General features: G+C 61.2%; 19 protein-coding genes. 8 read left to right on the forward strand and 11 right to left on the reverse strand.

Annotated elements, in window-relative coordinates; genetic code table 11:
* The first annotated feature begins 116 nt into the window (after positions 1 to 116).
* On the forward strand, positions 117 to 914 hold the full coding sequence (locus tag PQQ86_RS05480) for a 3-hydroxybutyrate dehydrogenase (RefSeq protein ID WP_097391917.1): 798 nt from the start codon (positions 117 to 119) through the stop codon (positions 912 to 914).
* Between the two features lie 10 nt (positions 915 to 924).
* Positions 925 to 2,163 carry a DUF3734 domain-containing protein gene (locus tag PQQ86_RS05485; RefSeq protein ID WP_408265250.1) on the forward strand — a complete coding sequence of 413 codons (1,239 nt, stop codon included), beginning with the start codon at positions 925 to 927 and terminating at the stop codon, positions 2,161 to 2,163.
* Between the two features lie 181 nt (positions 2,164 to 2,344).
* Here PQQ86_RS05485 and PQQ86_RS05490 read toward each other — a convergent pair whose 3' ends face one another.
* Complete coding sequence (locus tag PQQ86_RS05490; RefSeq protein WP_408265251.1) at positions 2,345 to 3,544, reverse strand: amino acid aminotransferase; 1,200 nt, start codon at positions 3,542 to 3,544, stop codon at positions 2,345 to 2,347.
* Between the two features lie 406 nt (positions 3,545 to 3,950).
* On the opposite strand from PQQ86_RS05490, the gene uvrB reads away from it, so the two are divergent.
* The 5 genes from uvrB (at position 3,951) to PQQ86_RS05515 (ending at position 9,712) form a co-directional block, all read left to right on the forward strand.
* Positions 3,951 to 6,044 carry an excinuclease ABC subunit UvrB gene (gene uvrB, locus PQQ86_RS05495; protein ID WP_408265252.1) on the forward strand — a complete coding sequence of 698 codons (2,094 nt, stop codon included), beginning with the start codon at positions 3,951 to 3,953 and terminating at the stop codon, positions 6,042 to 6,044.
* A gap of 328 nt (positions 6,045 to 6,372) precedes the next feature.
* Positions 6,373 to 6,921 carry an iron transporter gene (locus PQQ86_RS05500; RefSeq protein ID WP_054042141.1) on the forward strand — a complete coding sequence of 183 codons (549 nt, stop codon included), beginning with the start codon at positions 6,373 to 6,375 and terminating at the stop codon, positions 6,919 to 6,921.
* A 121-nt stretch (positions 6,922 to 7,042) separates the two neighbouring features.
* Positions 7,043 to 7,375: a cupredoxin domain-containing protein gene (locus PQQ86_RS05505; RefSeq protein WP_154565520.1), complete on the forward strand. Its 333-nt coding sequence runs from the start codon at positions 7,043 to 7,045 to the stop codon at positions 7,373 to 7,375.
* Between the two features lie 88 nt (positions 7,376 to 7,463).
* Positions 7,464 to 8,309, forward strand: a complete 846-nt coding sequence (locus PQQ86_RS05510; protein WP_408265253.1) for an FTR1 family iron permease — start codon at positions 7,464 to 7,466, stop codon at positions 8,307 to 8,309.
* Complete coding sequence (locus PQQ86_RS05515) at positions 8,306 to 9,712, forward strand: 4Fe-4S binding protein (protein WP_408265254.1); 1,407 nt, start codon at positions 8,306 to 8,308, stop codon at positions 9,710 to 9,712. The genes PQQ86_RS05510 and PQQ86_RS05515 overlap by 4 nt, the downstream gene beginning before the upstream one ends.
* 297 nt (positions 9,713 to 10,009) lie before the next feature.
* Here PQQ86_RS05515 and hemP read toward each other — a convergent pair whose 3' ends face one another.
* From hemP to PQQ86_RS05535, 4 genes are all read right to left on the reverse strand, one after another.
* Positions 10,010 to 10,270: a hemin uptake protein HemP gene (hemP, locus tag PQQ86_RS05520; RefSeq protein WP_408265255.1), complete on the reverse strand. Its 261-nt coding sequence runs from the start codon at positions 10,268 to 10,270 to the stop codon at positions 10,010 to 10,012.
* Between the two features lie 130 nt (positions 10,271 to 10,400).
* Entirely contained in the window at positions 10,401 to 10,883 is a 483-nt protein-coding gene (locus PQQ86_RS05525) for an SRPBCC family protein (RefSeq protein ID WP_408265256.1), read from the reverse strand.
* Positions 10,884 to 10,997: 114 nt separating this feature from the next.
* Positions 10,998 to 11,396, reverse strand: a complete 399-nt coding sequence (locus PQQ86_RS05530) for an OsmC family protein (protein ID WP_408265257.1) — start codon at positions 11,394 to 11,396, stop codon at positions 10,998 to 11,000.
* A gap of 193 nt (positions 11,397 to 11,589) precedes the next feature.
* Positions 11,590 to 12,468, reverse strand: a complete 879-nt coding sequence (locus PQQ86_RS05535; RefSeq protein ID WP_408265258.1) for a pirin family protein — start codon at positions 12,466 to 12,468, stop codon at positions 11,590 to 11,592.
* 123 nt (positions 12,469 to 12,591) lie between these two features.
* Between PQQ86_RS05535 and PQQ86_RS05540 the strand changes: the two genes are divergently transcribed.
* Positions 12,592 to 13,581, forward strand: a complete 990-nt coding sequence (locus PQQ86_RS05540; protein ID WP_408265259.1) for a LysR family transcriptional regulator — start codon at positions 12,592 to 12,594, stop codon at positions 13,579 to 13,581.
* A gap of 402 nt (positions 13,582 to 13,983) precedes the next feature.
* On the opposite strand, the gene PQQ86_RS05545 is transcribed toward PQQ86_RS05540, so the two are convergent.
* From PQQ86_RS05545 to bfr, 6 genes are all read right to left on the reverse strand, one after another.
* Positions 13,984 to 14,403, reverse strand: coding sequence for an ExbD/TolR family protein (locus PQQ86_RS05545; RefSeq protein ID WP_054042130.1), 420 nt, complete (start codon positions 14,401 to 14,403; stop codon positions 13,984 to 13,986).
* Positions 14,404 to 14,419: 16 nt separating this feature from the next.
* Entirely contained in the window at positions 14,420 to 15,148 is a 729-nt protein-coding gene (locus tag PQQ86_RS05550) for a MotA/TolQ/ExbB proton channel family protein (RefSeq protein WP_256456267.1), read from the reverse strand.
* 27 nt (positions 15,149 to 15,175) lie between these two features.
* Positions 15,176 to 15,901: an energy transducer TonB gene (locus PQQ86_RS05555; RefSeq protein ID WP_408265260.1), complete on the reverse strand. Its 726-nt coding sequence runs from the start codon at positions 15,899 to 15,901 to the stop codon at positions 15,176 to 15,178.
* Positions 15,902 to 16,188: 287 nt separating this feature from the next.
* On the reverse strand, positions 16,189 to 16,425 hold the full coding sequence (locus PQQ86_RS05560; protein WP_408265261.1) for a (2Fe-2S)-binding protein: 237 nt from the start codon (positions 16,423 to 16,425) through the stop codon (positions 16,189 to 16,191).
* A 216-nt stretch (positions 16,426 to 16,641) separates the two neighbouring features.
* The gene (murI, locus tag PQQ86_RS05565; protein WP_408265262.1) at positions 16,642 to 17,529 is read right to left on the reverse strand and encodes a glutamate racemase; all 888 of its coding nucleotides are present in this window, start codon (positions 17,527 to 17,529) and stop codon (positions 16,642 to 16,644) included.
* Between the two features lie 180 nt (positions 17,530 to 17,709).
* Complete coding sequence (gene bfr / locus PQQ86_RS05570; protein WP_408202510.1) at positions 17,710 to 18,189, reverse strand: bacterioferritin; 480 nt, start codon at positions 18,187 to 18,189, stop codon at positions 17,710 to 17,712.
* Positions 18,190 to 18,232 lie beyond the last annotated feature (43 nt).

Below are 18,232 nucleotides of genomic sequence, written 5' to 3' on the forward strand. Positions count from 1 at the left end.
CAATAGCAGCGTTGGCCGCAGTGCAGCATTCGGCCGAACGGCCTATGCCGTTTGGCTGACTTCACGCCGCCTGCGGTCCGTGGTCTCATTGCTCATCAACTGCATGGAGGTTCTGGATGTCGTCACTGAACACGAATCTGAATGGCAAGGTTGCGGTGGTTACCGGCGCCGCGAGCGGCATCGGCAAGCAGATTGCGCTCACGCTTTCCGCTGCGGGCGCGGCGGTCGCGATCGCCGACCTGAACCAGGACGGTGCGAACGCCGTCGCTGAAGAAATCAAACAGGGCGGCGGCAAGGCAATCGGCGTGGCAATGGACGTCACGAACGAAGACGCCGTCAACCAGGGCATAGATAAAGTCGCGGCCGAGTTCGGCTCGATCGACATTCTGATTTCCAACGCCGGCATCCAGATCGTCAATCCGATCGAAAACTATTCGTTTTCCGACTGGAAGAAGATGCAGGCCATCCACGTGGACGGCGCCTTCCTCACCACCAAGGCCGCACTCAAGCACATGTACAAAGACGATCGCGGCGGCATCGTGATCTACATGGGCTCGGTCCATTCGCACGAAGCGTCGCCGTTGAAGTCCGCCTATGTGACGGCCAAGCATGCGCTGCTGGGGCTCTCACGCGTACTGGCCAAGGAAGGCGCGAAACACAATGTGCGCTCGCACGTGGTGTGTCCGGGTTTCGTGCGTACGCCGCTGGTCGACAAGCAGATTCCCGAGCAGGCCAAGGAGCTCGGCATCAGCGAAGAGGACGTGATCAAGCGCGTGATGCTGGGCGGCACGGTCGACGGCATCTTCACCACGGTGGAAGACGTCGCGCAGACGGTGCTGTTCCTGTCCACGTTCCCGACTGCGGCGCTGACCGGCCAGTCCTTCATTGTGAGCCACGGCTGGTACATGCAATAAGGAGGCGCCCATGGCGCAACGCAATCTCAAGCGGGCGCGCGTCGGCGCACCCGGCAGCGGGGAAGGCGAGGGCGCCGGTCCGGCGCCCGCCGCGCATCCCGGCAAGAATCTCCAATTGCCGAACTACGAAACCGTCGCGTTGATGCTGCAAGGCGGCGGCGCGCTGGGCGCCTATCAGGCCGGTGTCTTTCAGGGGCTTTACGAAGCCGGTATCGAACCGAACTGGCTCGCCGGCATTTCGATCGGTGCGCTGAATACGGCCGTCATTGCCGGCAATCCGCCGGAGAAACGCGTCGAGCGGCTGCTGCAATTCTGGGAGACGATCTGCCAACCGGCGTTCGGACCGCCGTTGCCGGCCTTTATCGAGCACGCGCTGTTCAATTCCAGTGAAGCCGTGCGTAAGGCTTTTACGGCGACCCAGGCGATGGGCGCGATCTTGGAAGGGCAAAAGGGCTTCTTCGTGCCGCGTTTCCCGCCGCCGTTGCCCACCGTTTCCGGGCCGCCGCAACTGGCGAGCTACTACGACACCACGCCGCTCAAGGCTACGCTGGAAGCACTCTGCGATTTCGATCGGATCAATTCCGGTGAGATGCGTGTGTCGGTGGGGGCGGTGAATTGTGGTACCGGCAATTTCGCCTACTTCGATAACAAGCATACGAAACTGAGGCCTGAGCATTTCATGGCGTCAGGTGCGTTGCCGCCGGGTTTCGCGGCGGTCGAAATCGACGGCCAGTACTACTGGGACGGCGGCTTGATGTCGAACACGCCGCTCTATGAGGTGATTCAGACCACGCCGCGTCGCGATACGCTAGCGTTCCAGGTTGATCTCTGGAGCGCGATCGGGCCGGTTCCGGACAACATCACCGATGTTCAGGGGCGCATGAAAGACATCCAGTACTCGAGCCGCACGCGTCTCGTGACCGATATGCTGCAACGTTCGCAGCGTTTCCGGCATGTGCTGCGCGAGGTGCTCGATCGCGTTCCGCCTGACCAGCTCGACGATCCGTGGTGCAAGCTGGCGGATGACCTGTCGTGTTCGAAGCGCTACAACGTGTTCCACCTTATCTATCGGCAGAAGGAATACGAAGGGCACTTCAAGGACTTCCAGTTCGGCCTTTCTACAATGCGTGAACATTGGAGCAGTGGTCTGGATGATATCCGCCAGTCGCTCGCGCAACCGCACTGGCTCGACATGCCTGATAACGACGCAGGTTTTGTCACGCACGATATCCATCGGGATTCGCGCTAAGACGGCCGTAGGTGACAGAAGCAGTGCCGACAGCGGGGCGCATCGGCGGGTGACACTCACACGTCCAGCAACAGCCGGCCAATAAAAAACGGCGCCCGAAAGGGCGCCGTTTTCTACATGTAGCTTAAGCAGCAACCGCCAAGCAAAGCGCGCGCGACGAACACCCGCGCTCCGAATTGCCTTACTTCAGCACGTGAGCGATCGCGCCAGCCACCACGTCGAGGTTGCGCGTATTCAGCGCAGCCACGCAGATGCGGCCCGTACCCACGGCATAGATGCCGAACTCTTCACGCAGACGGTCCACTTGCGGGGCCGTAAGACCCGAGTACGAGAACATGCCGCGTTGTGCGTTCACGAAGCTGAAATCGCGATCCACGCCGCTGGCCTTCAGACGTTCAACCAGGCCGTTGCGCATTGCGCGGATACGGTCACGCATTTCGGCGAGTTCGCTTTCCCACGTGGCGCGCAGTTCAGCCGATGCGAGCACCGCAGCGACCACCGAGCCGCCGTGCGTCGGCGGGTTCGAGTAGTTCGTGCGGATCACGCGCTTCAGTTGCGACAGCACGCGAGCCGATTCTTCCTTGCTTGCCGTGATGATCGACAGCGCGCCGATGCGCTCACCGTACAGCGAGAACGACTTCGAGAACGACGACGACACGAACACGTTCAGTTCCGATGCCGCGAACAGACGAACTGCTGCAGCGTCGGATTCGATGTTGTCGCCGAAACCCTGGTAAGCGATGTCGAGGAACGGCACCAGATTGCGCACCTTGACGACTTCGACGATCTGCTTCCATTGGTCGACAGTCAGGTCGACGCCGGTCGGGTTGTGGCAGCACGCGTGCAGCACGACAACCGTGCCTGCGGCATAGCTGTTCAGCGCGCTCAGCATGCCTTCGAAGTTCACGCCGTGCGTGTGCGCGTCGTAGTACGGATAGTTCACGACTTCGAAGCCGGCGCTTTCGAACAGCGCGCGGTGGTTTTCCCAGCTCGGATCGCTGATCGCGACCTTGGCGTTCGGGTTCACACGCTTCAGGAAATCAGCGCCGATTTTCAACGCACCCGTGCCGCCCAGTGCTTGCGCCGTCACGACGCGGCCCGCAGCGATCAGCGGCGAGTCGTTGCCGAGCAGCAGCGTTTGCACAGCAGCGTCGTAGGCAGCGATGCCTTCGATCGGCAGATAGCCACGCGGCAGCGCGGCTTCGACGCGTGCCTTTTCCGCGTCGCGCACGGCGCGCAGCAGCGGAATCTTGCCTTCTTCATTGAAGTACACACCAACGCCAAGGTTGACCTTGGTGGCGCGCGCATCGGCGTTGAAGGCTTCGTTCAGGCCCAGAATCGGGTCGCGGGGAGCAAGTTCGACGGCGGAGAACAGAGACATGATGGATGGGCAGCAGTTGTGAAAAGAGGGCGGCTTCAAGCGCGGGCGGCCCGGCCAACGGTGTCTGACGGACAACAACGGACAATTCAGACGGCGGGCGGGCATCGACGGGCGAGCGCAACTTGCCATTGTAGCGAATTCACGGGCGGTTTTCGGGCGACAAAGCCTGCTGGACTGAATTATTTGCTTGAAAAACAGGCACTCCGGCGTCATGTCGTCATAGCGGATTTGCCTGGGGCGAAGCTGGTGAAGGCCGAACAGCGACCTCGAGCCGACAGGAAATCCCCCCTGCTTCGGCCGCCTGGCGTGCATCCCTCCGCCCCCGCAATCCCTACGCAGACCCGCTCAGCCCGGGTTCCCGCAACCCGTTAGAATAGTTCTTTGCCCAAGGCCCGGTGCCGCCCCCATGTCCGAACAACATCTGACTGAAGTCGACGAGACGCTCGACGAATCCAAATTCGTCACGTTCGAAGGCTCGCCGTTCCAGCTTTACCAGCCGTATCCGCCCGCCGGCGACCAGCCGACGGCAATCGACACGCTCGTAGAAGGCATCGAGGACGGTTTGTCGTTCCAGACGCTGCTCGGCGTGACCGGTTCCGGCAAAACCTTCACGATGGCCAACACCATCGCGCGGCTCGGCCGGCCAGCGATCGTGTTCGCGCCAAACAAGACGCTCGCCGCGCAGCTTTATTCGGAGTTTCGCGAGTTTTTTCCGCGTAATGCGGTCGAGTACTTCGTCTCGTATTACGACTACTACCAGCCGGAAGCGTACGTGCCGCAGCGCGACCTGTTCATCGAGAAAGATTCGTCGATCAACGAGCACATCGAGCAGATGCGGCTGTCGGCTACTAAAAGCCTGATGGAGCGGCGCGACGTGATCATCGTGGGCACGGTGTCGGCGATTTACGGTATCGGCAACCCGTCGGAATATCACAAGATGATTCTGACGCTGCGTACCGGCGACAAGCTCGGCCAGCGCGACATCATCGCCCGGCTGATCGCGATGCAGTACAACCGCAATGAAGCTGACTTCCAGCGCGGTTCGTTCCGCGTGCGTGGCGACACGATCGATATTTTTCCGGCCGAGCACGCCGAAATGGCGGTGCGCATCGAGTTGTTCGATGACGAGGTCGAGACGCTGCAGCTATTTGATCCGCTCACCGGCCGCGTGCGCCAGAAGATTTCGCGCTTCACCGTTTATCCGTCGTCGCACTATGTGACGCCGCGCGACACCGTGGTGCGCGCGGTCGAAACGATCAAGACCGAACTGCGCGACCGGCTCGAGTTCTTCTATAGCAACGGCAAGCTCGTCGAAGCGCAGCGCCTCGAGCAGCGCACCCGCTTCGATCTGGAAATGCTGCAGGAGTTGGGCTTCTGCAAGGGCATCGAGAACTACTCGCGGCACTTCTCGGGCGCCGCACCCGGCGAGCCGCCACCGACGCTGGTCGACTATCTGCCGTCCGACGCGCTGATGCTGCTCGACGAGTCGCACGTGCTGATCGGGCAGCTGAACGGCATGTACAACGGCGACCGGGCGCGTAAAGAGAATCTGGTCGACTACGGTTTTCGCTTGCCGTCGGCACTCGACAATCGCCCGCTCAAGTTCAACGAGTTCGAGCGCAAGATGCGCCAGGTGGTGTTCGTGTCGGCCACGCCGGCTGATTACGAAAAGAAAACGGCAGGGCAGGTGGCCGAGCAACTGGTGCGTCCTACCGGCCTCGTCGATCCGGAAATCGAGGTGCGCCCAGCGCGTACCCAGGTCGACGATGTGCTGGCCGAGATCAACGAGCGCGTCAAAGTGGGCGACCGTGTACTGGTCACGGTGCTGACCAAGCGGATGGCCGAGCAGCTCACCGAGTTTCTGGCCGACCACGGCGTCAAGGTGCGCTACCTGCATAGCGACATCGATACGGTGGAGCGGGTCGAAATCATCCGCGATCTGCGGCTGGGCACCTTCGACGTGCTGGTCGGGATCAACCTGCTGCGCGAGGGACTGGATATTCCGGAAGTCTCGCTGGTTGCGATTCTCGACGCGGACAAGGAAGGTTTCCTGCGCGCCGAGCGCTCGCTGATCCAGACCATCGGCCGGGCGGCGCGTAACGTGAACGGTAAGGCGATTCTCTATGCGGACCGGGTGACCGACTCGATGCGCCGCGCCATCGACGAAACCGAGCGGCGGCGCGCCAAGCAGGTCGCCTACAACCTGGAGCACGGCATTACGCCGCGCGGCGTGGTCAAACGGATTCGCGACATCATCGACGGGGTGTACAACGTCGACGACGCACGCGCCGAGCTGAAGGAACAGCAGACTCGGGCGAAATTCGAGGACATGTCCGAGAAGCAGCTTGCCAAGGAACTCAAGCGCCTCGAAAAGCAGATGATGGAGCACGCCAAGAATCTCGAGTTCGAAAAGGCCGCACAGACCCGCGACCAGCTGGCGCTGCTGCGGCAGCGCGTATTTGGCGCGAACGTCGGCGACCACGTGCCCGGCGTCGAATAACATCTTCCTGCCTGTCAGGGCGCGGCAACGTGCCGCGCCTTGGCTCCCCTCGCATTACTACACCCCGCCGACACCTTCGCCCGCACTTTTCTTAACACTGCCTTAAGTCCCTGTTGCCGTAAGGCTTTGCGAGCGTCCTCGTTTGTTCTCCCTGCCGATCAATGATAAACTCGACCAATATTGAGAATGGTTCGCATTAACGTTCGTAATGCGATTGTCTGTGGTCTGTCGCCCCTGTCAGTGAATGTGGGGACCGCGGCTTAAAACGCACGCGCACCGCACTGTTCCAATGAGTTCGATTCCAGTCTGATAAAAACAAGGAGTTTCAATGCGGATTTCTTCATTTGTGCGCGGTGGCGCAGCAGCGGTGGCCGCAGTAGCGGCGCTTTCCGCAACGGCAGCGGAATACCCGATCGGCAAGCACCAGATTCAGGGCGGCATGGAAATCGGCGCGGTCTATCTGCAGCCGATCACGATGGAACCCGAAGGCATGATGCGCAAGGCGTCGGATTCGGACGTCCACCTGGAAGCCGACATCCACGCGGTCAAGAACAATCCGACCGGTTTCGCCGAAGGCGACTGGATGCCGTATCTGCAAGTTCGCTATGAATTGACCAAAGCCGGTTCGAATCAGACCCAGAAGGGCGACATGATGGCGATGGTCGCCAACGACGGCCCGCATTACGGCGACAACGTCAAGCTGCAGGGGCCAGGCAAATACCATCTGAAGCTGGTCGTCGAAGCGCCGATGCAAACCGGCCACATGGCGTTCGGCCGTCATGTCGACAAGGAAACCGGCGTAGGTCCGTGGTTCAAGCCGATCACGCTCGAATACGACTTCACGTATGCGGGCATCGGCAAGAAGGGCGGTTACTGATCAACGCGGATCGCCGCGAATCATCACGGTTCGCCGCGCCAAACGCGGGGCGAACCGCATGAATGAATGCAGCAGACGGCGCCAGGCATGAACCCCGGCGCCGCGTTTTCCGGAAAGGCTAATGAGAATTAACCGAAAGATCGCGATCCTCGCCATGACCGCTTTGACGGTGGGAGCCGCGCACGCAGCGGATCTGCCGACCTTCAACCTGGAAATGAACGACGGCAAGCTCAATCCGGCGCGTATCGAAGTGCCGGCAGGGCAGCGCATCAAGATCGCGATACGCAACACCGGCAAGGGCGCGGCCGAATTCGAAAGCGTGCAATTGCGTAAAGAAAAAGTGTTGGCGCCGGGCGGAGATTCGTTCGTCGTCATCGCACCGCTCTCGCCGGGCGAGTACAAGTTCTTCGACGATTTCCATCAGCAGGCGCAGGGCGTGATCGTCGCGAAGTAATAGTAGTGGCTTGGGGTGCGAGCGCATGCCTTGGACAACCGGGTTACGCGTTCGCCAAAGCAGTAGACGGGTAGAGGGGAGAGCTTGGATGGGTCAGATTCTGTTCATCGTGTGGCGGGAAAGCGTTGAGGCCTTGCTGGTCGTCGGCATCCTGTACGCGTGGTTGAAAAATGGCGACGACGATGCGCGCCGCGGTTTGCCGTACCTTTGGGGCGGCGTCGCGGCCGGTGTGATCGCGGCGCTCGCGCTCGGCGCGGCGCTGGTCGGTTTCACCGAAGTGCTCTCCGGTGATGCGCAGGATTATTTCCAGACCGCCATGGTGCTGGTCGCGTGTGTGCTGATCGTGCAGATGGTGCTGTGGATGAAGCAGCACGGCCGGTCGCTCAAGCGCGACATGGAACAGTCGCTGCAAAAGAGTCAGCGCGATTCGAACTGGTGGGGCGTCGCGTTGCTGGTCGCATTGGCGATCGCGCGCGAAGGCAGTGAAACGGTGATCTTCCTGTACGGTCTCGGCTTTGGCCAATCGGGCCACGTGGATGGCAGCCAGATGCTCGCTGTAGTGATCGGCCTCAGTCTCGCATTCCTGACCTTCTATGTCTTGCAACTGGGCGGCAAGTACTTCTCGTGGCGACTCTTCTTCCGCGTCACTGAAATCATGCTGCTGTTCCTTGGCGCAGGTCTGTTCCAGACCGGCGTTGACAAGCTGATCGACAAGGAAATCCTGCCGACGATCGTCGACCAGATGTGGAACTCGTCGGCGATCCTCGACGACTCGAGTACCTTCGGCTCGCTAGTCGCGACGCTTACCGGTTATCGCGCCCACCCGGCGCTGATGAATCTGGTCGCCTACGGCGCGTACTGGGCGGTCGTCTATCTGCTGGTGCGTCGCGCGAATCGCAAGCCGGCGCAGCAGGCCGCAGGGCGCGCGGCATGAGTACCATCATGACCCGCCCGGGCCGCCTTGCCGCGGCCGGGCAGTGGATGCAGCGTCACGGCGGTTTGATCCGCGGCATTCAGTGGGTTGTGGTGGCGGTGTACGCGTTCCTGATTCTCGTGCCGGCGGTGATGCCGCTGCCGGGCGACGCCGCGCATTTGTGGAACAACCTGACGCTTGCCGCGCAGTTCGTGTTCTGGGGCATCTGGTGGCCGTTCGTGTTGCTGTCGATGGTGATGCTTGGCCGTGTCTGGTGCGGCGTGCTGTGTCCGGAAGGCGCGCTCGCCGAATTCGCTAGCAAATATGGCCGCGGCTGGGCGATTCCGCGCTGGATGCGCTGGGGCGGCTGGCCGTTCGTCGCGTTCGGCATCACCACGATCTACGGGCAGATGGTCAGCGTCTACCAGTATCCGAAAGCGGTGCTGCTGGTGCTCGGCGGCTCGACCTTCGCGGCGATGATCATCGGCCTGCTGTACGGACGCGAGAAGCGCGTCTGGTGCAAGTACCTGTGCCCCGTCAACGGGGTTTTTTCGCTACTGGCGCGTCTCGCGCCGTTCCACTACAAAGTCGATGAAGACGCGTGGCGCCGTTCGTACAAGAACGGCGAATATGGGCATCGCGTGATTCCGATCAATTGCGCGCCGCTGGTGCCGCTGCGCAATATGAAGGGCGCGTCGGACTGTCATATGTGCGGCCGTTGCAGCGGGCATCGCGACGCGATTGCGCTGACGTGGCGTGCGCCGTCGTCGGAAGTCGTGCAGCTCGGCGACAAACAGGCGAACCCGTGGGACACCGCGTTGATCCTGTATGGCCTGCTCGGCATCGCGATCGGCGCATTCCACTGGACCGCTTCGCGCTGGTTCGTCGACCTGAAGATGTTCTTTGCAACATGGCTCGTCGATCACGACATCACGTGGCCGCTCGACACCAACGCGCCGTGGTTCCTGTTCACGCATTACCCTGAGCAGAACGACGTGTTCTCGTGGCTCGACGGCACGATGGTGATCGGCTACATCCTCGCCACAGCGCTGGTGTACGGCACGGTGCTGCTGGTGCTGCTGATGGGCGCGACGCGCATGCTGGGGCGCTTCAGCTTCGTGCGTCTGCATCATTTGACGCAAGGCCTGATTCCGATTGCCGGCGCAGGTGTGTTCCTCGGCTTGTCGGCGACCACGCTGTCGCTGCTGCGTGCGGAGCATCTGTCGTTGTGGTGGGCGTCGGACATGCGTATCGCGATTCTGGCGATCGCCAACCTGTGGAGCGCGTGGCTCGCCTGGCTCGTCACACGTCGCTATAGCGAGCGCTTCGTTCAACGCAGCCTCGCGATGGTGTGGTTCGCCGCGGCGCTGGCGGTGGTCGACAGCGCATGGTGGCTGATGTTCTGGGGCTGGGCCTCGAAGTAAGTCTTAACGCTTCAATGCGCAGCCGGGACCGGATCGGCGCCCTGTAAAACAAAAGCCGTGGAGATGACAGCATCCCGCGGCTTTTTCATTTTCTGCATGTGCGACACACGTCGTTTCGTGTGTCCGCATTGGGTGAGAACCAAAAAAGCGGCCTGGCTGGCTGCGACGACTGGCTTGGTGTCTGCACGAAGGGGTCTAGTTCTCACGTGCAAGCCGTCGTGGCTGGCTAATGCCTAACACCTCTCGAGGAGGTGGTCCCCACAATACCCGGTACGTACTGCTATTCGTTGTTGCCTGTTACTTCGTCAGGATCAGCTTGCCTAAGCGCGTTGCACGCAGCTGATAGGTCTCGCCGTTATGCAGGATGCTGACGTGGCTATGTCCTTGCAGCAGCGCGTCGCTGCGCACAATCCGATCCGACTTCTCGCTCGTACCGCTGGCTTGATCCGCTGCGGACTTCGCTGCGGTTGCCGTCGCCGTCGATGCTTTCGGACGGCTGGTCAGCGCGGCCGCCGGGCGGCGCAGGCTGAGTGTGGAAGAGCGGTTGAGATCGGTCATTCGTTTTTGCTGTTGGTCGATTCGATGGATTAATTCTAAATGATAACTATTCCCATTTACAAGGAAGAGAAATTCATCGGATTCGACTTTCGATAGTTGAACGGTGCGGGCGGAGTCGCCCGCACACGCATCAATGCAATGAACCGGGTTCCTGTTTGGTCTGCACGTACTGGCGGATCAACCGCACGGTGTCGATATCGTTCTCGCGATACGCCGACTTCACGATTTCCTGCGTCTGCACGGCGTCCTGGTCGTCGGACACGGGCAGGGTGGTCGTGTATTCGAAGCGCAGGAACAACTGCAGTTCGTCAGGCTGCTCGATCGTCATTGTCAGCGAGCCGCCGACATAGTCCGCGGTCGGCAGAATGTCGTAGCGCACGCTTTGGCGATCCTGCAGCGTGACACGGTCGCGCACGGTGGCCTTGCCATAGTGCAGTTCCCGTTCGAGCGTGTCGCCTTCACGCGAAAGGATGGTGCAACTGTCGAGTCCGATTACGAACAGTTGCGGCTGTTCGGCGCGCAGCACGAGACCCTCCCACAACTGCTCGCGGGTCATCGAGTCAACAAACGGATTCAACGGATCGTTGATCTGGATAAGGTGTTCGAAATTCAAAACGGCGGCTTCCTATGAAAGCGTTGCATAACGTTCAGCCCGGTTGAGCCAATCACACATTGTCGCGCTCAGCGAGCTATCGCGCCAATGTGCCGGCGCGAGGCGCGCATGGCTTCAGACGACGGCAAGACCCGAGCGAATCGTGATCGAATGCGTGAGGATCTTGTGAACCGGGCACGCATTGGCAATTTGCAAGAGCCGTTCCCGCTGCTCGTCGGACAGATCGCCTTCCAGCATGATCTTGCGGTCGATGGTCGAGCCCGCCTCGCCGGTTTCAAGCGACAGCGCCACGCGCACGTCGGCGAGCGGCCAGCCCTTGCGCTGAGCGTACATCTTCAGCGTGATCGACGTACAGGCGCCGAGGCTGGACAGCAACAGCGCGACGGGCGTCGGCCCGCGATCGCCGCCGCCAAGCGACTCGGGTTCGTCGGCGAGCCACGTGTGCTTGCCGTCGTCGAAAAGGACCTGGAAATTCGTCGAACCGATGTGGGCGGTGACGGTGGACTCTGCCATGCGCGCTCCTGAACAGGGACGGAAATCGCCGCGTGCCACGAGCCGTCACGCCTGGACGGTGTGGTGCGCGGCATGAATTGCTATTGTGAACGAATTCACCGGCCTTCGCGCCCATGCGCAGCGGCGGCGCGGACGGGCTGGTGAGCGCCGCGCCACCGCAATCGTGAGCGGCGGCGCGTGCCGACGTGGCAGATCAGTGGGTGATTGCGCCCATGCGCCCGGCCTGGTAATCGGTCACGGCCTGACGGATTTCGTCTTCCGTGTTCATCACGAACGGACCGTAGCGCACCACCGGTTCTTTCAGCGGCACGCCACCGAGCAGCAACACTTCGAGCGGCTCGGCGCCGGCCGTCAGCGTGATCGAGTCGCCGTCGTTCCCAAACACCACCATCTTCTGTGCGTCGATTTCCTGGCGCGCCTCGCCTTCGCCGTAGAAGCCCTTGCCGGACAGGCTGTAAGCAAACACGCGATAGTCGGCCGGCACCGGTTGCTGGATCGTCGCGCCCGGTTGCAGCGAGAAATGCTGGTACAGAATCGGCGTGCGCGTTTCGATCGCGGCCCTCACGCCGAGCGCTTCGCCCGCGATTACCTTGACGCGGACCTTGCCGTCCGCGGACGTCGCAACCGGAATGCTGGCCGACGGTATCTCCTGATAGCGCGGTGCGATCATCTTGTCGCGGCGCGGCAGATTCACCCACAACTGCACGCCATGCACGCGCCCACCCGTGCGCATGAACGACGGGTCCGGCATCTCACTGTGCACGACGCCTGCGCCCGCTGTCATCCATTGCACGTCGCCGGCACGCAGCGTGCCCGAATGGCCCGCCGAATCCTTGTGACCGAACTGGCCCTCAAGCGCGTACGTGACCGTTTCGAAGCCGCGATGCGGATGATCCGGCGCGCCTTTGGCCTCGCCCGGCGCGTAGTCGATCGGCCCCATTTCATCGAGCAGCAGGAACGGATCGAAATCCATCAGCAAACGGGTGGGAAACGGACGGTGGACGATAAAGCCGCCGCCTTCCGTCGTGCGAACGGCGGGAAACGTGCGTTCGATCGTGCGTGTCGTGCTCATCAAAAGTCACCTTTAAAAATGGGGAATAGCGTTATTTTTGAAACATAGAGCTATTATAGGGACCGTTTTCCTAGGTGCCAGCCACCCTCACGCAATGGATTGTTCTATTACTGGAACGATGAGATGAAGATCGATTCACACAATCTGAATGACCTGATGTATTTTTCGCAGGTCGTCGAACATGGCGGTTTTTCCGCCGCCGAGCGCGTGCTGGGCATTTCCAAGTCGCGCCTATCGCGCCGGCTTACCGAGCTGGAAGCGTCGCTAGGCGTACGTTTATTGCAGCGTTCCACCCGCAAGCTGGCGCTCACTGAAGCCGGCCAGCTTTTCTATCAGCACTGTCAGGCGATGCTGAGCGAGGCCCAGGCGGCGGTCAATGTTGTGCAGCAACTGCGTTCGTCGCCGCGTGGCACGGTGCGCGTGAGCGTGCCGGTGACGATTTCGCAGACCATCCTGTCGCAGATCCTGCCGGAATTCATGCATCGCTACCCGGAAGTGCGCGTGGTCATGCGCGTGACGAACCGTGTGGTTGATCTGTTCGAGGATTCGATCGATATCGCGTTGCGTGTGCGTTCCGCTCCGCCGGAAAACGCCAATATCGTCGTGCGTCCGTTGTGGCGCACGCAGCAGATGCTGGTCGGCGCGCCGAGCCTGTTGCAGCAGAATGCGCCGCCGCTATTGCCTGCCGATTTGAGCCGCTTCGAAACGCTCGACGTACCGACCGGCGACGGACGCCACGTCTTCGATCTGATCGCCCCCGACGGCACGCGCCACGCGCACGAACACGAGCCGCGCCTCGTCACCGCCGATCTGATGACGATTCGGGAAGCCGTGCTGTCCGGCGTGGGTATCGCGGCATTGCCGGAGATGATGTACGGCAGCGCGCTGCGCGCGGGGCAATTGTCGCCGGTGATGCCCGGTTGGACCCTTCCGACGCCGCAGTTGTACGCCGTATTCGTGTCGCGGCAGGGAATGGTGCCGGCTGTGCGCGCGTTCGTCGATTATCTGGTCGAAATGCTCGATCCGGACGAAGGTAAGCACATCACGGGCGAGTGCCCGACGCGCGCGGCGGCGCAAGACGCAGCGCAGCCCGCTCTCGCAGTCGCGTCATAGCACTTATTAGACACGCCAACATCGCTTTTAGCATTTAAGCGCCGCCTGTCATGAGTACTTTCAATGGCAGTTTGCTTGAATGCGCGCGCTTGCGGGCCTATAGTGAAATCCCTTCGCTAAGGAGTCTCTTATGCGAAAACTCATGGCCTCTATGATAGTGGGCCTGATAGGGCTGACCGCGCTGTCCGTGTCGATCACGGCTGTCGCATGCGGTGACTCGAGCTATCAGTCATCTTCTGATGGTAAATGATCCCGCCGCCCGAAGGCGCCGAGTGCGCACAAAAAAGGCCTTCATCTGACGATGAAGGCCTTTTACTTTTAGCCCTTGAAACAAGGGCTTTTCTGTTTCTTCGGCAGGCGCTGCTTAACAAGGGCGCATTGCTGCGCACAGAGCACTTGCGCCTATTTGCCTTTAGGCTGCGTGACGAAGCCGATCTTCGTAAGACCACCGGCTTGCGCCGCCGACATCACTTCCGCCACTTTCTCGTACGCGACCTTGCGGTCCGCATCCAGATGCAGCTCCGGTTGCGGATTCGCTTGCGCAGCCTCTGCGATCTTCGCGCGCAGCGCCGCGTCGTCGACTTTCTTGTCGTCCCACAAGACGTTGCCATCAGCATCGACGGAGACCGTGACTTGCGCGGGCTTGGTGTCTTCCTTCTGACTGCTCGCATGCGGCAGATCGATTTTGACCGCGTGACGAATCACCGGAATCGTCACCATGAAGACGATCAGGAGAACCAACATCACGTCGACGAGCGGCGTCATGTTGATTTCGTTCATCAGGCCGTCGTCATCGTCGCCGGCGAAGGGGCTCATTGCCATCGGAGTACCTCGTCGATCAGTTGGCGCGCGCGAGGCGCAAACCGTCGCCGCGCTTGGATGACGACAGACGGGCGCCCGTCACGAAGAATGCATGCAGACCGTGTGCAAAGCGGCTCAGCTTGGCGACGATCGCCTTGTTGGCGCGCGTCAATGCGTTGTAGCCGAGCACGGCCGGAATCGCGACGAACAGGCCGAACGCGGTCATGATCAGTGCTTCACCCACCGGGCCCGCGACCTGATCGATCGACGACTGGCCGCTCGCGCCGATCGCCAGCAGTGCGTGATAGATGCCCCACACCGTGCCGAACAGGCCGACGAACGGCGCCGTGCTGCCGATCGAGGCGAGAATCGCCAGACCGCTTTGCATGCGCGCGACGCTTTCGTCCATCGTGTCCTTCAGGCAGCGCGTCACCCAGTCCGACACGTCCATGCGATCATGCAGATGCGGCTGCGTCTGATGATGGTGATCGGCGGCTTCCTGACCGGACAACGCGAGTGCCAGGAACGGATTGTCTTGCGGCGTCGACGCTCCGGCGCCGAGTTTCTTCACGCCGTCGGCGAGATCGTCCGAATGCCAGAACTGCTGCTCGGCATTCTTCGTGAGACGCTTCAGGCGCATCACATTCCAGCCTTTGATGACGATCACGCTCCACGACATAACCGACATGATCAACAGCGCGAGCGCGATACCGCGCGTCACGAAATCCCCTTGCGCCCACACGTGCGCCAATCCGTAGTTTTGCATTGCAATTCCTTGTTTTTAAAATCTGCCTCAATCGTTCAGATTGAAGTTGTAAGGCTGGGTGGCCGTGGCCCGAATGGCCTGGCCGTTCTCGAGATAGGGCTTGCACGAGCTCGCATGCGCGGCGGCGATGGCGGCGTCGTCCAGGCGGCTGAAGCCGCTGCTCTTTTTGAGCGAGATGCTTTCAACCTTTCCTGTCGGTCCGATGACGAATGTCACATAGGCCGTACCGGTTTCGCCGCGGCGCTTCGACAGCGCGGGGTAGTCCGGCGTGATCATGCTGCACTCGATGTGCGAGACGTTTTTCGGCGCGGTGATGTCCATGGTCGGACGGCCGATCGCCGGCGCGGCCTGAGCGGCAGGCGCCGCCGGTTCGGCAGCCGCGGGCGTCGGCTCGGGCGCGGCGACAGGTGTCGGCGACGGAGCCGCGGCGACCGGCAACGGCGTGGGTGTCGGCGTAGGAGTCGGTTTGGGCTGGACCTTCGGCTTGGTGTGAACCGGTGTCGGCTTGGGCGGCGGCGGGGCGATCGATTGCAGCGCGACCGGCGCGGCGACCGGCGCCGGCGCCAGCAATTGCGCGGTCATCACCTTCGCTTCGATCACGGGTTGCAGCGGTTCATGACGCAGCGTCAGGATCACTGCAAGCAACGCGATGTGAATTGCCGCGACCGCGGCAGTCGCGGTCAGCGCACGGGAATTCATTCGGGGGGACGAAGCCGACGTGGCGCCGGCTGAAATGGTATGCGAGGCCTGCATGTTAGCGTGGCGGCGTGCCGTCGATGCGGCACGTCAGACAAGACATCGTCATGTTCGAAAGATCAGCAGCGAAATGAACAAAGTAGTCACGAAACCAATCAGCAATTCCATCTCGAACTCCTTTTAACGGGTGAGCGGGTAGCTGGCTGGTACGGATACTGGCTTGCTGACGGCAGTGGGATAACGCGTGAAGCAGCGCGTGAAACCGCGCTTAAAATCAGAGCATGAAGCAGTGAGGCGTTGAACATTCGGGGCGCGCCGCATGGGCCGCGCCCTCAAGCCGTGATTCAGGCGGCCTTGCGTTCGTAAAACGTCAGCGGGATAGCCTGCGAGTGGGGATCGAAGCCGCAGCGGCTCGCGCACACGCCGCTTTCCATCATGACGCCGCGCACGGAATCCGCGCACTTGCCACAGCAGGAAGCGACGCCGAGTTCGAACTGGAGCTCGTCGAACGAATCGACGCCATCCGCGATCGAGGCACGGATCTTTCGGTCAGAAACAGACTTGCAGACACAGACAATCATGGCAGGGCGTCATAGCTAACGTTAATGCGAACTATTATCATTTTGATTGGCCCGTTTGGCAAGCGTCCTGCATGATTTTTTGTAACAAAACCAGACTCTTAGAAGGGTTTCGCCTAAGGAGCCGGATCTTGGGCAAGCGGAGGAGAAGGGGCGAAAACGCCTAAAAAGTGCGCAAAAAGGCCATGCGGCGGCGCAAAAACGCGGCGGCGAGGGGTTTTATGCGGCTTGGGAATCCGGCGCTGCCGTGCGGCGCGACGGGATCACGACCTGGTCGACTGCGGCGTCGATTTGCAGCAGGGTCGCGGCGAGCTGTTGCTGATGGGTGCCGTTGCCGGTCGAATAAAAGCGGGGCAGAACAGCGCCGGCGTTTTCTGCGGCGGCGCGCAAGCCGTGCTGATCGAGTACCCGCTCCAGCTGACGCGCAATGGCCACGCTCGTGTCGATCAGCATTAGCCGGTCGCCGACGATGTCGCGGATCGCCGCATCGAGAAACGGGTAGTGGGTGCAGCCGAGCACCAGAGTGTCGGCGCCCGCATCAAGCATGGGCTGCAGGTAGCTGCGCAGCAGCGCGCGCAGTTCGGCGGAGCCTACGTCGCAGCGTTCCACCGCCTGTACGAGCCCGTGGCCCGGCTGGCAAAGAAAACGGCAATCGGCGGCGTAGCGCTCCAGTAGCCCCTGAAAGCGGGCGCTGCGCAAGGTCACTTGTGTGGCGAGCACGCCGGCGACACGCGTTTTCGACTGCAGCGCGGCCGGTTTGATGCCGGGCTCAACCCCCACCAGCGGAATCGCCAGCTTTTCGCGGACCAGCGCGATCGACTGCGCAGTCGCCGTGTTGCATGCAACTACCAACGCCTTCGCGCCTTGGCTCGCAAGCCATTGCCCGATTGCGAGGGTGCGATCGGGGATGAAGTCGTCGTCGCGTTCGCCGTAGGGAGCGTAGAGCGAGTCGGCGACGTAGATGAGCGCTTCGCCGGGCAGTTGCGCCCGGACCGCCCGCAGCACCGACAAACCGCCCAGACCCGAGTCGAATATGCCGACCGGCGCTCGTGAACCGCCGCCTGAGGCGGCAATCCGGGCACTTGAGGACGGCGATTCTGCGGTCATAGACGATGAGGACACGCGCGGCACAGCGGTCACGGAAAACTCACGAAAACGGGGAAGTGCGCAAGTATATCGCCCGCGCGGCGCCGGTCCTGGCAAATGAGCTGGCAAACAAGCTGCCAGCCGAGATGGCGTATGAGCAGGCCCATCAGCCGGCGCGCGGGCTGTTCCAACCTGGTCCGATCAGGACTCGATCGAACCCATTGCGGTTTGCTGGTAGTTCTGGATGCCGACCTTGCCGATCAGGTCCAGTTGCGTTTCAAGCCAGTCAATGTGTTCTTCGGTGTCGTCGAGAATCTTCACGAAGATTTCGCGTGAGATGAAATCGCGAACCGATTCGCAATATGCAATCGCTTCTTTGCAGGTGCTTTGCGAAATCTGTTCGAGCTTCAGATCGCATTCGAGGATTTCTTTGGTTTCTTCGCCGATCAGCAGCTTGTGCAGGTCTTGCAGGTTCGGCAGGCCGTCGAGCATGAAAATGCGTTCGATCAGCCAGTCGGCGTGCTTCATTTCGCCGATCGATTCGTCGTATTCATGCTTGCCGAGTTTCTCGAGTCCCCAGTGCTTGTACATCCGCGCGTGCAGAAAGTACTGGTTAATGGCGGTGAGCTCGTTCTTGAGCTGGGAGTTCAGATACTCGATAACTTTCTTGTCGCCTTGCATGGGGTTTCCTTATTAGAGACTTGAATTTCCCAGAACAATAAAC

Origin of the sequence: Paraburkholderia sediminicola, assembly GCF_046026675.1 — a bacterium.
GTDB lineage: Bacteria > Pseudomonadota > Gammaproteobacteria > Burkholderiales > Burkholderiaceae > Paraburkholderia > Paraburkholderia sediminicola_F.